Origin of the sequence: Nocardia sp. NPDC002869, assembly GCF_046764065.1 — a bacterium.
Lineage (GTDB): Bacteria > Actinomycetota > Actinomycetes > Mycobacteriales > Mycobacteriaceae > Nocardia > Nocardia rhamnosiphila.
This window is the reverse complement of record NZ_JBKOOL010000027.1, coordinates 30564-44659: the sequence shown is the minus strand read 5'-3', so window position 1 is coordinate 44659 and position 14096 is coordinate 30564. Positions and strand designations below refer to the sequence as shown.

The 14096-nt window shown below is 70.8% G+C and carries 18 protein-coding genes; 12 read left to right on the top strand and 6 right to left on the bottom strand.

Annotation, left to right across the window (positions count from 1 at the left end):
* The 7 genes from ACLML9_RS08020 to ACLML9_RS07990 all read left to right on the top strand — a co-directional run.
* Window positions 1-405, top strand: a 405-nt coding sequence (locus tag ACLML9_RS08020) for a glycosyltransferase family 9 protein (protein ID WP_411944892.1), incomplete at its 5' end; no start/stop codon positions are given.
* A complete protein-coding gene (locus tag ACLML9_RS08015; protein ID WP_357057069.1) occupies window positions 402-965 on the top strand; it encodes an SIS domain-containing protein in 564 nt (187 codons plus the stop codon). The genes ACLML9_RS08020 and ACLML9_RS08015, both read left to right, overlap by 4 nt.
* Window positions 962-2335 (top strand): D-glycero-beta-D-manno-heptose 1-phosphate adenylyltransferase, encoded by a 1374-nt coding sequence (rfaE2, locus tag ACLML9_RS08010; protein ID WP_411944891.1) that lies wholly within the window; start codon window positions 962-964, stop codon window positions 2333-2335. The genes ACLML9_RS08015 and rfaE2 overlap by 4 nt, the downstream gene beginning before the upstream one ends.
* A 20-nt stretch (window positions 2336-2355) precedes the next feature.
* Entirely contained in the window at window positions 2356-3045 is a 690-nt protein-coding gene (locus ACLML9_RS08005) for an SDR family oxidoreductase (RefSeq protein ID WP_411944890.1), read from the top strand.
* A complete protein-coding gene (locus ACLML9_RS08000; RefSeq protein WP_411944889.1) occupies window positions 3036-3986 on the top strand; it encodes a glycosyltransferase family 9 protein in 951 nt (316 codons plus the stop codon). Before ACLML9_RS08005 ends, ACLML9_RS08000 begins: the two co-directional genes overlap by 10 nt.
* Window positions 3979-5283 (top strand): UDP-glucose dehydrogenase family protein, encoded by a 1305-nt coding sequence (locus tag ACLML9_RS07995; protein WP_411944888.1) that lies wholly within the window; start codon window positions 3979-3981, stop codon window positions 5281-5283. Before ACLML9_RS08000 ends, ACLML9_RS07995 begins: the two co-directional genes overlap by 8 nt.
* A gap of 23 nt (window positions 5284-5306) precedes the next feature.
* A complete protein-coding gene (locus tag ACLML9_RS07990) occupies window positions 5307-5516 on the top strand; it encodes a helix-turn-helix domain-containing protein (RefSeq protein WP_411944895.1) in 210 nt (69 codons plus the stop codon).
* A 77-nt stretch (window positions 5517-5593) separates the two neighbouring features.
* Here ACLML9_RS07990 and ACLML9_RS07985 read toward each other — a convergent pair whose 3' ends face one another.
* Complete coding sequence (locus ACLML9_RS07985) at window positions 5594-5962, bottom strand: Imm8 family immunity protein (RefSeq protein WP_411944887.1); 369 nt, start codon at window positions 5960-5962, stop codon at window positions 5594-5596.
* Window positions 5962-6537, bottom strand: coding sequence for a hypothetical protein (locus tag ACLML9_RS07980; RefSeq protein WP_411944886.1), 576 nt, complete (start codon window positions 6535-6537; stop codon window positions 5962-5964). Before ACLML9_RS07980 ends, ACLML9_RS07985 begins: the two co-directional genes overlap by 1 nt.
* Before the next feature lie 244 nt (window positions 6538-6781).
* Between ACLML9_RS07980 and ACLML9_RS07975 the strand changes: the two genes are divergently transcribed.
* Window positions 6782-7474 (top strand): serine hydrolase, encoded by a 693-nt coding sequence (locus tag ACLML9_RS07975; protein WP_411944894.1) that lies wholly within the window; start codon window positions 6782-6784, stop codon window positions 7472-7474.
* Window positions 7475-7537: 63 nt separating this feature from the next.
* Here the strand turns inward: ACLML9_RS07975 and ACLML9_RS07970 are convergent, their stop codons facing one another.
* From ACLML9_RS07970 to ACLML9_RS07960, 3 genes are all read right to left on the bottom strand, one after another.
* Window positions 7538-7780, bottom strand: coding sequence for a hypothetical protein (locus tag ACLML9_RS07970; RefSeq protein ID WP_051714527.1), 243 nt, complete (start codon window positions 7778-7780; stop codon window positions 7538-7540).
* Window positions 7781-7826: 46 nt separating this feature from the next.
* Entirely contained in the window at window positions 7827-8774 is a 948-nt protein-coding gene (locus ACLML9_RS07965) for an endonuclease/exonuclease/phosphatase family protein (protein ID WP_411944885.1), read from the bottom strand.
* Between the two features lie 193 nt (window positions 8775-8967).
* Window positions 8968-9795 (bottom strand): mycofactocin-coupled SDR family oxidoreductase, encoded by an 828-nt coding sequence (locus ACLML9_RS07960; protein WP_265804894.1) that lies wholly within the window; start codon window positions 9793-9795, stop codon window positions 8968-8970.
* A 236-nt stretch (window positions 9796-10031) separates the two neighbouring features.
* Between ACLML9_RS07960 and ACLML9_RS07955 the strand changes: the two genes are divergently transcribed.
* On the top strand, window positions 10032-11270 hold the full coding sequence (locus tag ACLML9_RS07955; RefSeq protein WP_411944884.1) for a cytochrome P450: 1239 nt from the start codon (window positions 10032-10034) through the stop codon (window positions 11268-11270).
* 77 nt (window positions 11271-11347) lie between these two features.
* On the opposite strand, the gene ACLML9_RS07950 is transcribed toward ACLML9_RS07955, so the two are convergent.
* Complete coding sequence (locus ACLML9_RS07950) at window positions 11348-12097, bottom strand: MFS transporter (protein WP_411944883.1); 750 nt, start codon at window positions 12095-12097, stop codon at window positions 11348-11350.
* Between the two features lie 22 nt (window positions 12098-12119).
* Here ACLML9_RS07950 and ACLML9_RS07945 point away from each other — a divergent pair, with 22 nt between their 5' ends.
* The 3 genes from ACLML9_RS07945 to ACLML9_RS07935 all read left to right on the top strand — a co-directional run bounded on the left by ACLML9_RS07945 (window position 12120) and on the right by ACLML9_RS07935 (window position 14092).
* Window positions 12120-12284, top strand: a complete 165-nt coding sequence (locus tag ACLML9_RS07945) for a hypothetical protein (protein ID WP_411944882.1) — start codon at window positions 12120-12122, stop codon at window positions 12282-12284.
* Between the two features lie 182 nt (window positions 12285-12466).
* Window positions 12467-13234, top strand: coding sequence for an SDR family oxidoreductase (locus ACLML9_RS07940; RefSeq protein ID WP_411944881.1), 768 nt, complete (start codon window positions 12467-12469; stop codon window positions 13232-13234).
* Window positions 13235-13600: 366 nt separating this feature from the next.
* Window positions 13601-14092: a hypothetical protein gene (locus ACLML9_RS07935; RefSeq protein ID WP_411944880.1), complete on the top strand. Its 492-nt coding sequence runs from the start codon at window positions 13601-13603 to the stop codon at window positions 14090-14092.
* Window positions 14093-14096 lie beyond the last annotated feature (4 nt).

Sequence of the window (14096 nt, the reverse complement as noted above, 5' to 3'; positions counted from 1 at the left end):
GTCACGGGCGCCGCGGGCGACCGGCCGATCACCGGTCTCGTGGCGGGTGGTCGCGCCGTCGACCTCGGCGGCGCGACCACCCTGCCCGAACTCGCCGCGGTATTGCGGGACGCGAATGTCGTGGTGGCACCCAATACCGGGCCGGCGCATCTGGCCGCGGCCGTCGGCACGCCGGTCGTCTCCCTGTTCGCGCCGGTGGTCCCCGCCGCCCGGTGGGCGCCCTACGGGGTGCCGGTGGCGATATTGGGCGACCAGGACGCATCGTGCCGGGACAGCAGAGCCCGCGAATGCCCGATCGCCGGACATCCGTGCCTCGAGTCGATTTCCCCGGACGACGTGGTCCTGGCGGCGAAAGAACTCAGCGCAGGCGGGTGCGCCGGTCTGCAGACAGGAGGTGTGTCGTGATGGAGGAGCATTTCGCGGCGCTGTGCAAGGCGCTGCAGCGCACCAGTTCGCACGCGCCGGAGATCCACGGGTGGGGGCGCGAACTGGCCACGGTGTTCCGCAACGGCGGCCGGTTGCTCGCCTGCGGTAACGGTGGCAGCGCGGCCGAGGCCCAACATCTGACCGGGGAACTGGTCGGCCGTTTCCGCAACGAGCGACGGCCGCTGTCGGCGATAGCGCTGCACGCCGACACCTCCGCGGGGACCGCCATCGTGAACGACTACGGAGGCCACGAACTGTTCGCCCGGCAGGTCCGCGCCCACGGCCGGCCCGGCGATATCCTCGTCCTGCTGTCCACCAGCGGCACCAGTCAGAATGTGGTGGCCGCCGCGAAAGCGGCGCACGATATCGGTGTCACCACCTGGGCCATGACCGGGCCGGCGCCGAATCCGCTGGCGGCGCTGTGCGATCGCGCCGTCGCCGTGGAGGCACCGAGCACCGCCACCGTGCAGGAAGTGCATCTCGCCCTGGTGCACACACTGTGCGCGGCGCTCGACGAGGCGCTGGGAATTCCGGCGTGAAACCGCTGATCGTCCTGGGTGACAGTCTGCTCGACGTCGATATCGAAGGCGACGCGACCCGGCTGTGCCCCGAGGCGCCGGTCCCCGTGGTCGATGTCCGGAGCAGGCGGCTGCGCCCGGGCGGGGCCGGGCTGGCCGCGATCCTGGCGGCCCGGTCGGTGGCCGAGGTCGTGCTCGTCACCGCGACCGCCGACGACGACGGCGGTCGCAGCCTGCGGCGGCTGCTCGACCCGGAGGTCGAGGTGGTGCCGATGGCGCTGCGCGGCGAAACGGTACGTAAGACCCGGGTCCGCGCGGGCGGCCAGTCGCTGGTCCGGCTGGATACCGGCGACGGTACCGCGGAGGCCGGTCCGCTCGGCCCGGCGATCGTGCGCGTCCTGCGCGCGGCGGGGGCGATCCTGGTCGCCGACTACGGGCGCGGCGTGGCCGCACACCCCCGGATCCGGCGGCTGCTGACCGAACTCGCCCCGTCGGTGCCTGTGGTGTGGGATCCGCATCCGCGCGGCCCGGCACCGATCCCGGGTGCCGCACTCGTCTCGCCGAATATGAGCGAGGCGCGACAGTTCGCGCCCGGGTACGCCGAGCCCGACGAACTCGCGAAGGTACTGCGAGACGAATGGACCGCGGATTCCGTGGCCGTCACCCTCGGCTCCGCCGGGGCCGTCCTGGCCAACGGGAAGCGGCTGGCCACGGTGCCGGTGCCCGGCGAGATCCGGCTCGGCACCGCCGCCCCCGACACCTGCGGCGCGGGCGATCGGTTCGCCTCGGCCGCGGCGGCGGCCCTGCTGGACGGATCGACGGTGGCCGAGGCGGTGGGCCGGGCCGTGGGCATCGCGGCCGGGTTCGTCGCCGGTGGTGGCGCGGCCGCGCTGTCCCGTAGCGACGCACCCGAATCCGCGAGCACCGCCCGCGCCGAGAACTCCGGATCGGCGTTCGAGGTGGCGGCGGGTGTCCGGGCGCGCGGCGGCCGGCTCGTCGCGACCGGCGGCTGTTTCGATCTGCTGCATCCCGGCCATATCAGCCTGCTGCGCCAGGCGCGCGCCATGGGCGACGCGCTGATCGTCTGCCTCAACTCCGACGACTCGGTACGGCGGTTGAAGGGGCCGAGCCGCCCGATCGTCGCCGAACGCGACCGCGCCCGGCTGCTCGGCGAGCTGGCCTCGGTCGACGCCGTCACCATCTTCGACGAATCCTCCCCGGCCGCCCTGCTGGAGCGACTGCGCCCCGATGTCTGGGTCAAGGGCGGCGACTACGCGGAAGCCGATCTGCCGGAGGCGGGCGTCGTCCGCCGGCACGGCGGTGAGATAGCGCTGATACCCACGGTCCGCGGCTACTCGACAACTCAGCTGGTCACCCGGTTCCGCGGCTGACCCGAGAACGAAGGAGTGCGATGCGAAACCCTGGAAATATCCTGATCACCGGCGGTGCTTCCGGTCTCGGCGCCGCGGTCACCGCCGCGGTGCTCGAACACGGGGGCCGCCCCCTGGTGATCGACCGGGACCAGCCCGGGACCACGGTCGATTTCGTCCGGGCCGACCTCGCCGATACCGCCGCCGCCGACAACGCCGTGCGCGAACTCCTCGACACCGCCGCCGGCCGGATCGACGGTGTCTTCACCGCCGCCGGAACCGACGCGTGCGGGCCGCTCGATCAGGTGCCCGCCAAGGATTGGGAACGGGTGGTCCAGGTGAACCTGCTGGGTACGGTGGCCGTGGTCCGCGCGGCGCTGCCCGCGCTGCGGCAGCACCGGGGCACGGTGGTCACCTGTGCCTCCACCCTCGGCCTCCGCGCCGCGAGCGACGCGACCGCCTATTGCGCGTCGAAATTCGGGGTCATCGGCTTCACCCGGGCGCTCGCCGCCGAAACCGCGGGGGAGATCGGGGTGACCCTGCTCGTCCCCGGCGGAATGCACACGGCGTTCTTCGACGGGCGCGCCGAGAAGTACAAGCCGCCGCCGGACGCGAAACTCAACCGGCCGGCGGATGTCGCGAATACGGTGCTGTTCGCGCTGGGCCAGCCACCCGGATGTGAAGTCCGCGAGCTCGTGGTCTGCGCCTCGGAAGAGGGGTCGTGGCCCTGAGCGGCACGATTCTCGTACTGCGCGCGCTCGGCCTGGGCGATCTGCTGACCGCGGTGCCCGCACTCCGGGCGCTGCGGGCCGCCTGTCCGGACGACCGCCTGGTGCTGGCCGCGCCGGAACCACTGCGCGGACTGGTCGACCTCATCGAGGCGGTGGACGAACTGCTGCCGACGCCCGGGCTGGGTGCGCTGCGCCGCCCGCCCGAACCACCACGTCTGGCAGTCAACCTGCACGGCCGCGGCCCGGAGAGCATCCGTGACCTGGCGGCGACCGGACCGGGCACGCTGCTGACCCACTGTCATCCCGATTTCCCGGACCGGCCCGGCCCGGCCTGGCGTACCGACCTGCACGAGGTCGACCGCTGGTGCCGACTGCTGGAGTACGCGGGCATCCGGGCCGATCCCACCGCACTCGGGCTGCGCCCGCCGCCGATACCCACCCCCGTACCGGACGCGGTCGTGATCCACCCGGGCGCGGCCTATCCCGCCCGGCGCTGGCCACCCGGACGTTTCGCGTGCGTGGCCCGCGAACTCGCCGCCGACGGCCGCCCGGTGGTGGTCACCGGTTCCCCAGAAGAGGTGCCGCTGGCACAGGCGGTCGCCGGCCGGGCCGGGCTCCCGGACTCCGCGGTGTACGCGGGACGTACCGATCCGGCCGGGCTGGCCGCACTGGTCGCCGGCGCGGCACTGGTCGTCTGCGGCGATACCGGGGTCGGGCATCTCGCGACCGCGTTCGGTACACCCTCGGTACTGCTGTTCGGCCCCACCTCGCCGGGTACCTGGGGGCCGCCGCCCACCGCCGAGCGTCATATCGCGCTGTGGGCGGGGCGTCTCGGCGATCCGCACGGCAACCGCCCGGATACCGGGTTGCTCATGGTGCGACCCGAACGCGTGCTCGGCGCCGCGGCCGAGGTCATCGGAAAGGGGGCACATCATGGGTAGCCGTGTCGGTGTGGTCGGTGCCGGATATGTGGGACTCACCAGTGCCGCCTGCCTGGCCCACCTGGGTCACCATGTGATCTGTCTCGACAACGACGAGAACAAGATCGAACAACTGCGCGCGGGCCGGGTGTCGATCGTGGAGCCGGGGCTTCCCGAACTGGTCCGGGCGGGACTCGACGAAGACCGGCTCGTCTTCACCACCGACCCGGAGTCGCTGGCCGAGGCCGAAGTGGTGCTGCTGTGCCTGCCCACCCCCAAGGGTGACGGCGGGGCGGCCGATCTGGGTGTGCTCGACACCGCTCTCGCCACGCTGTCGGCCGTCCTGCGGCCGGATTGCACTCTCGTCACCAAATCCACTGTGCCGGTAGGGACGGCGGCCCGGCTCGCCGCCCGCCCCGGCCGCGCCGGAGCGGCGGTGGTGAGCAATCCCGAATTTCTCCGGGAAGGCCGTGCGGTACAGGATTTCCTGCGGCCCGACCGCGTGGTCATCGGCGCCGCGGAGCAGGACGCGGAATCCGCCGACCGGGTCGAAGAGCTCTACGCCGGAACGGGTGCCGCGGTATTGCGCTGCGATACGGCCGGCGCGGAACTCGCCAAATACGCCAGCAACGCTTTTCTGGCGGTGAAACTGTCGTTCGTGAACACGCTGGCCGAATTGTGCGAACGCGTGGGCGCCGATATCACCGAGGTCACCGGCGCAATGGGGATGGACGACCGGATCGGACCGGATTTTCTCGCGCCCGGCCCCGGCTGGGGCGGCTCCTGCCTGCCCAAGGACACCCACGCACTACTGCGCGCCGCGGAATCGGCGGGCGTGGACTTCGCCATCCTGCGCGATGCCGTGCGCGCCAACGACCGGCAGCACGCCATGGTGCTGCGCAAGGTGCGGCGTGCGGTCACCGGCTCGGTCGACGGTTCGCTGGCCGGCGCCCGCGTCGGCGTACTGGGGCTCGCGTTCAAGGCCGGTACGGGAGATCTACGCGATTCCCCCGCGGTCGCGGTGGCACACCAGCTCTGCCGGCACGGCGCCACCGTGACGGCCTACGACCCGTGCGTTCCCGGCAGCACCCCCGGCCTCGGTCCGGTACAGGTCGTGGACGACCCGTACCTGGTCGCGGAGGGCGCGGCCGCGCTGGTGATCCTCACCGAATGGCCCGAATTCCGCGCTCTCGACTGGTCGCGGTTGAAGGCCCGCGCCGAGAGGGCGATCATCGTGGACAGCCGCAACCTGTTGGACCGCGCCGCTCTCCACGGAACCGGTTTCGAGGTGGTGGGTATCGGTACCGGTGACCGCTGACCGCCGGCCCACTGGTATCCGACCTGCGCGGACGACCGGGCCGGGGCCGCCCCCCCCGCGGCGGCCCCCCCCCCGCGGCCGGTATCTCCCCGGAGACCCTCCGTAAAATCGAAACCGGCCGTCTCCCCTCACCCGGCTTCGGCACGGTCGTATCCCTGAGCCGCGTACTCGAACTGCCCCTCGAAGAGCTCGCCGAGATCTGGACCGCGGACAACCTCGCCGAATCCGCCTGAACGATCAGGAACGGCCGGTCACCCGCTCCTTCGCGGCCGCGGAGATCGGGCCCGGGCACACCCGACCACCGCCGGGACTACGCGCCGTCGTCGCGGACAGGACGGTAGCCCGCGAACTCCGACCGCGCGATCCGGCCGATCGCACGGGCCAGCGCATCCCAGGTGGGGCGTTCCAGATCACGCAGAAAATCCTGGACGTAGCGGCGAACCTCGGCCGTATCGATACGGCCGAGCTCGAGCGCGTGATCGGCCGGGCGGAACCCGCGCCCGCTCGCGTCCTCCACACTGTTCCCCAATGCCCGGACGACGAGATCGAATGCCTCTTCCCCCACCCCATCCGCCGGGCCGATCATCAACTGCACCAGCACCTCGTCTGCCGCACACACAGCGTCCCGGTCCGCGAGGTCGACATCCGGACTGTGCATACCCTTCAGTTCCGCTCTCATCACCACTCCCCGATCTCCAGATGCGCGTTGCTCTCCCAGTGTCGGCCGGTCTCCGACCGTGACTCGTAATTGGCCTCCACACCCCGCCCGGACGGTTTCTGCTGGGGCGGACGGTACTGCCGCAATCCGTCTTCGCTGACCCAGCGATGGGTGTTGCCGTAGGGCAACCGCCTGGCCTCGGCCCCGACCCACGCCAGACCGGCGGCGTCCGCCTCGGCCCACCCGGCCCGGCCGATACCGAAATTGCCGGCGCCCGTCCCCGCCCGATGCACGATCTCGACCACTCGCCGCCGATCCGGCCGAGCCGGTGTCGGTTTTTCCGCGTCCGCCCGTGGGTTCGCGGCGGCGTCCCGGGCCGCAGCGTCCGCACCGGCCCGCTCCCCGGCCGCGGGCGGCCCACTCCCGGAGATGCGCCCCGCTCCCGCCGCGTCCTCGGCCACCAGCCTCCCCGGCCCGGCACCGGCGCCGAGGCCGATCAGACCGTCGACTTCGGCCCGGACCTTCTGGACGTATGTCTGGACATAGCCGGACAGACGGTTCGCGAATGCGACGTACTCGTGCGGGACCCGCGACACCGGCAGCCTCTCAGAAATCCGAAACGCCGTTGAGTCTATTTTACGGTGTCAAATCGATGTTCACCGGCTACCGATGCCGTGAGAGGCCATGGGTCGAACCGTCGGCGACAGTGGCGGACCGCCTACCGTGCCACCTATGGGGTTTCGAGATACTGATGCCGTGCGCGAACGAGGCGAGCCGAGGCCGGAGCACCGCGCCCGGCGGTGATCACCCGGTCACCGAGCACACGATCTTCGAGATCGGCTGTGGCGCTACTTCCAGCAGTGGCGCCCGACATACCCGGTGGGAACGACCCGCCTCTACGGCAATCCGGGTATGGCGCTGCTGGGGCAGGCGACCGCCGCGGCGCTCGGCCGCCCGTTCGAGGACGCGATGCGTGCGGAGATACTCGAGCCGCTCGGCCTCCGACACACCTACTTCGAGGTACCGGCACCGGTGCAGGACGACTATGCCTGGGGGACAAGACCATCGGGCGCTGCGGTACGAGTTTCTCCCGGTCCGGGGGATACCGAGGCCTACGGGTTGAAGACGACCGCGGCCGACCTGCCGGCGTTCGTCGCGGCGAACATGGACAACCAGCGCGCTCCGTCGGCCCTGCGCGGACCGCTGGATGCGACCCGGCACGGCTACTACCGTGTCGGCTCGATGACCCAGGCCCTGGGCTGGGAACGTTTCGAGTATCCCGTCTCCCTCGAGGCGCTCCAGGCCGGTTACTCGGCCGATATCGTCAACCGGCCCCAGCCGGTCGAACCGGCCGGGGCCCCACCCGGTCCGGCGTTGTTCGACAAGACCGGGTCGACCGGCGGATTCGGCGCCTACGTCGCTTACGTACCGAGCCGTTCCCTCGCTGTCGTCGTCCTGATGAACCGGACCATCCCGATACCCGCCCGGGTCGCCGCCACCCACCGGGTGATCGAAGCCCTCGACTCCCCGTAGCGACGACCTGCGGCGGGTGCGCAGCGGACGATGAGGCACCGACTTACCCGTGACGGCGCCGCTTCAGTGATTGCGTTTGGAGGTGGTGGGTTTGCTGGGCTTCTTCTTGCTGTTGTTCTTACCGTCGCTGTCGGGCTCCCACTCGTAGCCGGGAGTTCCGTTCTCGCAGTATGAATCGGCGACCTTGGTGTCGGTGGCGTCGAATTCGCACCAGCGGTCGCTGCTGCAGGCGACCGAACCGAAGCCGGCCGCGAGGGCGATCACCACGGTGCCGGTGACGGTGCGCAGACGGGTGCCGGAATACATATTCTCTCCTGGTTTTCCGTGGGAAGGGCGACCGCGCGGTGGCGGATCAGGGGACGAGCCGGAGGCGGGCCACGACGGCGCGGTGGTCCGTACCCGCGAGGGTGAATGTACTGATGTGCTCGGTGGTGCCGCCGGATACCAGAATATGATCGATACCGATCAGCGGGCCCCAGGTTCGGTCGGCCGGATAGGTGAGCAGCCTGCCCGCACCGGCCTGTTCGGCGGCGGCGGCGAAATCGCCGCTCACCAGACGGCGGAAGGCCGCGTGGTCACTGGTCGCGTTGAAGTCGGCGCCGACCACCGCCGGTCCCGGCGAGGCGCGCAGGATGGTGTCGACGGCGCTCATCTCCTTCGCCCAGACGGCGGCGTCCGCGGTCGGCGGGAGCGGGTGGAAGGCGTGGATCGCGACAGGTCCGAGGGCGGGATGGGTGAGCGTCGCGGACAGGTTGCCGAGCACGAATTCCTGGTGGCGCACCGGATCCGACAGCGGGAACCGACTGTAGATACCGGTACCTCCGCCGCCGGGCCCCGGGTCCAGATAGTGGTACGGGAGCAGAGCGCCGAGACCGTCCGCGGTCAGGGCGTCGACCGCCTCGGGCGTGAGTTCGTCCACGGTGAGCACGTCGACGCCGCGTTCCCGGACCGCGGTCACGAGCGCGGCCGTATCCGCGCCGCCGAACAGCAGATTCGATTGCAGGACGGTCATTTCGGCGCCGGTCGCGGCACGGCTGTCCGGAACGAACAGTGGCAGCTGGGTCCACAGCACACCGGCGAGCACGATCACCGCCGCCGCGGCGCTGCGCCATCCGCGCGCGGCCAGGAACAGCAGGAGGGCGGCCACGGCGCCCAGCATCAGATACGTCGCGCCCGCGGCCAGCAGGATCAGTTCCCGCCGCTGCCAGCCCCCGAGATGAAGGGCCAGGCCGAAGGTCCCGGACAGCAGCGCACACCACCCCGCGCCGAGCAGCACCCGGCGGACAACTCCGTGCGTCATACCCGCAAACCTATCGGGCGCGCTCGAGAAAACCTTGCGGAGTCCTTACGACGACGCCCGCCACCGCGCTACCGCAGTTCGTTGCGCGCAAGCCGGATCGCACCCGCGATACGCCGGCGCGCGAAGGCCGTACTCGTGCAGCCGGTACGCGGGGGCACCGGAGACGAGCGGGACGGCTACCTATGGTCGGCGGTCAGAGCGCCCCACCGGCATCGATCTGCTGGGTGGTCCCGGTGATGTAGCGACCGTCGTCGGAGACCAGGTGCAGCACCGTGGCGGTGATGTCCTCCGGCTCCAGGGCGACCACCGGTAGCCGGTTCAGGGTGCGGGCCGCCTCTTCGAAATCGGCGCGGTCCGGGTTCGGCAGGTCCGGCCGGAACAGGCGGTAGGTGGCGTCGTTGAGGATCATGGGGGTGGCGACGGTCGTGGGGTGCACGGTATTCACCCGGATATCGTGCGGGGCCAATTCTTTGGCGAGCACCTTCATCAGCATCACCAGGCCGGCCTTGGACGCCGCATAGTGCGCGGTGTTCTCGTTGGCGTGGTACGCGGCCAGTGAACTGGTGATCACCACGGCGCCGCCGCGGCCTCCCGCGATGATGTGCGGTACGGCAGCCTTGAGCGATTTCCATACCCCGGTGAGGTTGATGTCGATCATGTCCTGCCAGACATCCTCGCTCATCTCGAGGGTCGGGGCCGGACTGGAGATCCCGGCATTGGCGACGACGATATCGAGCCGCCCGAATTCCGCCACCCCCGCGGCGACCGCGGCGGTCAGGGCGGCGAGATCACGGACATCGGCGTCACGGGCGACGATACGGCGGCCGGTGGCCTCCACCAGGCGCACCGTCTCCGCGAGGTCGGCGGCATCCGCCAGCGGGTAGGGAACACTGGCGACCTCGGCCGTGGTGTCGACGGCGATGATATCGGCGCCCTCCTGCGCAAAACGTACTGCGTGGGAGCGGCCCTGGCCCCGCCCGGCGCCGGTGACGAATGCGATCCTGCCGTCCAGTTTGCCCATAAGTCACTCCGTATCGCGCGCCGTATCTGCAGCTTTGCCGTAGACCGACAATATGACACCGACTGCCGAAAGACGATGGCCACTGTGCCCACTCACGGCAACCCGGACGCAACCTTCCCGGCGCGAAGTGACCTATGATCTTGATGCCCGCAGCGCAGCGGACCGGCCGAAACAGTTCCCGGGCCAACGTCTCTGCCTCGTCATGCCGTTGGCTGCCGATATACTTGGAGCACGCCATGATCACGCCGCCCGACCCAGCGCCATCGCCCCCGGGGCCCGGTCGAGGCGACGAAGAGCGATTCCCCCTGTACTCGGCGGAATTCACCGCCGACCCGCACCGCGCCTACCAGGAGATGCGGAAACGTCACGGCTCGCTGGTGCCGGTGGAGCTGGCACCCGGCGTCCCCGCCACCTTGGTCATCGGATACCGCGCCGCGCTGCGGATCCTCCACGATCCGGCGCGTTTCCCCGCCGATCCCCGTCACTGGGAGACAACCGTCCCCGCCGACTGCCCGGTACTGCCGGTACTGCAGTGGCGGCCGAACGCGCCGCGCAGTGCCGGCGCCGAGCACACGCGCTACCGGGGTGCGGTCACCGCGGCGCTGGCCGGGGTGGATCTGCACCGGCTGCGCGCCACCGTCGAACGCTTCGCGGCACCGCTGATCAATACGTTCTGCGAGTCCGGTTCGGCCGATCTGGTCGCCCAGTACGCGTTCCCGCTGACCTTCGAGGTCATCAACGCGATGCTCGGCTGCCCGCCCGAGATCAGCGACCGGGCCGCCGCCGCGACCGCCGCGATCTTCGACGGCATCGACTCGGAGAAGGGCAATCTGATGTTCGGCGAGGCGGTGCAGGAACTGGTGGAGGCCAAACGCGCCGAGCCGGGCGACGATGTCACCACGCGGCTCCTGCACCACTCAGCGTCCCTCGACGCGGCCGAGATGACCCACCAGGTGGTCGCCCTCTACGGCGTCGGTATGGGGCCGATGCAGAGCCTGATCATCAATACCCTGTGCCTGATCCTCACCGACGACAGGCTCGCCGACGAGATGCTCGGCGGCGCGCTGGCGACCCGTGACGCGCTCGACGACGTGCTGTTCGACGATCCGCCGCTGCCCAACGCCAGCGTCACCTATCCGCGTCAGCCCACCATGGTGGACGGCGTCTGGTTGCCGGCCCACCAGCCGGTGGTGATCGGTCTCGCCGGATGCAACAAGGATCCGGAGATCGGGGCCGGTCACCACAGCGGCAACCGGTCGCATCTGGCCTGGGGCGCCGGCCCGCACGCCTGCCCGGCCCGGCCGACCGCGTATCTGATCGCGCAGGAGGCCATAGATCAGCTGCTCGACGCGCTGCCCGAGGTGCGGCTCGCGGTCCCGGTGGCGGAACTGGTCTGGCGACCGGGCGTGCTGCACCGCACCCTGGCCGCGCTACCGGTGACTTTCCCGCCCACACCGCCACTACCCTCGGGCTGAGGCACGGCCGCGCGCCGGGCGCCGACCGGTCTCGACTGCCGCGCACCCCGTGCCCGCACCCCGGTCGGGAGCACGAGCTATCGCGCGACCAGATCGGGTGCAGAACGACCGGGGACCGGAACGAATCGCGAGATGTACCGGAACATCACCCCCGCACCGATCACCGAGACCACTCCCGGAGCCGCCACCGCCACGCCGAGCGCGACCACGGTGGCCGCGGCCCCGGCGGCCAACGGCCCGAGGAACATGCCGAAATCATGGGTGAGCCGCCAGGCCGCCAGGAATTCCGCGCGGGTGGCGGCCGGGACCACCTCGGCGAGATAGCTCTGCCGGGCCAGCCCCCACACCACGTTGGACACCCCGGTGAGCAGGGCGCCGACCGCCAGCACCGCCGGCGTCCAGGCCAGCAGCGACAGCAGCACCCCGGTGGTGCCGATCAGCGAACCGGCGATGATCGAGCGCCGCTCGCCGAACCGGGCGACGATCCGGCCCGCCGGGAGATCGCCCAGCACCGCGCCGAGCCCGACGAGGCCGGCACACGTCGGGTCCGGGCCGGTGCGGTGGTCCTGGCGACCGGCGGTTGCGCTTTCCAGTCCAAGGCGTTGGGCTGCGGTGTGAACACCGGCGACGGCGGGCTGTTCGCGGTCGAGGCCGGGGCCGAGTTGTCCGGTTCCCCGGGCCGCGACCACCTGCCAGGGTTCGAGGGCCAGGACCGCGGCCAGTGAACCCACCCCCAGCACGATCAGGCCGAGGATCAGCATCAGCCGGCGGCCGAACCGGTCCGACAGGCTGCCCGCGGTGAGCAGCAGACCGGCGAAGACCAGCACATAGGACGCCGACTACCCCCAGATGCGCGCCGATTACCGGACGCTCATGCCCGAGGATTCCGCGGTCGGCAATGCGCTCGGCTTCGATTTCGGCCTGCTGTGCCTGCTGGACGGGTTGGAGGCCCGGCTACGCGCCCAGCAACCCGCGCCACCCATGGATGTGGACCGATCCCACCACCATCGCTGACGGCCGACGAGCCGCAATCAGCGCGTCGGCCCGAGCACACCTCACCCAGGGCCGAGGTGCCCGCGGTCGGGGATGGACCGGATCCACGCTCGGTGACCTACGACATACAGCCACTCTGTTATGGAGTTCGGCCGGCCGGCGTCTTGTGTTCGTTCGATACACGACGAGGCAAGGAGCCGACCATGAGCGAGCAGACCACCGGCAGGAAAGTCGCGCTGATCACCGGGGCGAACAAGGGGATCGGGCGCGGGGCCGCCGAACAACTCGCCGCGCTGGGTACGACTGTGGTGCTCGGCGCCAGAGATCCGCAGCGGGGAGAGGAGGCCGCCGCGGCGCTGCGCGCGGCGGGTGGCGACGTACATGCTGTTGTCCTGGATGTCACGGACCCGGCCGGAGTCGCGGGGGCGGCGAAACAGATCGAGGAGCGTTTCGGCCGTCTCGACGTGCTGATCAACAATGCCGGAATCACCGGCTCCGGACAGATCTCGCCGCAGGACGCCTACGATCAGGTGCCCAGCACCGTCGATCTGCAGCGGGTCCGGGCGGTGTTCGAGACCAATGTGTTCGGGGTGATCACGGTGACCAACGCCATGTTGCCGCTGTTGCGCCGGTCGCCGGCGCCGCGCATCGTGAATGTGAGCAGCCATGCCGCCTCGCTGACTCTGCTCAGCGACCCTGATGGGCCTTTCGCGGGACTGTTGCCCTCGGCCGCCTACAACCCCTCCAAGTCCGCGCTGGCGGCGCTGACCGTGAACTACGCCAACGAACTGCGCAAGGACGGCTTTCTCGTCAATGCCGCCTGCCCGGGCTACGTCGATACGGACAGCAACAACCACACCGGGTTCCTCACGGTCGCACAGGGCGCCGCGGTGCTGGTGCGCTTGGCCACCCTCGGCGCCGACGGGCCGACGGCGGGAATGTTCGGCGAGGACGGCCCCGTGCCCTGGTGAAGCGGGATCGGCGGAGATCGAGGGCCCGCACTGTGCGGGCTCTCGATACTATTTCGGTGATCTCCCGGGGCTTGCGGCCGAGAACATTCCGGCCCGGGTGACCGGTTGTCGCCAGGGCACCGTTCGTCTCGGGTCACGATGCGGTCTCGGCAAGATCGAACATCACATGTTCGGCAAGATCGGTTTCCCGGGATGCGGCGGCGGCCGCGGGGCTTCTAGGCTCGCGAAGGGCCGCCGCCGCTCCCCCGCGACCACGGTGCGCCTGCCCGGACCCCGGCGTCCGGCGACACCGACCGCATCGACCGGCCAACGGCGTGCCGGCACCGATAGCGCGCCCCGCGCGCCGACGACCCCGAAGGACCCACCGTGAAAAAGACCGTCCTGGCCGCCGCTGCCGTCGTTCTCCCGCTCCTCACCGCCACCGCCGCCGGCGCCGAACCGGTCCCGGTGATCCCCGAACCGCCGGTGGCCGCCGCGCAGGATCCGGTGCCTTCCGGACCGCTCGGCACCACGTTCCCGGTCCGCACCGGCGGCGATATGGCCGTCACGATCGACCCCGCCGACGCGGTGGTCGAGCCGCGCGCCGACGGCCGGCGGGTGCTGGTCTACGACGTGACCGCGGAACAGACCGCGGGCAACCCCTACTTCCTGCCCACACTCGACCTGCGCATGGTGACCGCCGACGGGACGACGGTGTATCCGCTCACCGATGTCCCCGGCGAATTCCCGGCCGGGTTCCTGGAGCCGGGACGGCCCCGCCACGGGCTGGTGGCCTTCGGCATCGACCAGCAGCAGACACCGGCGCAGATCATCTTCGCCACCAGCGACTATTTCGTGCAGAGCAGCTGGACCCTCTGACCGG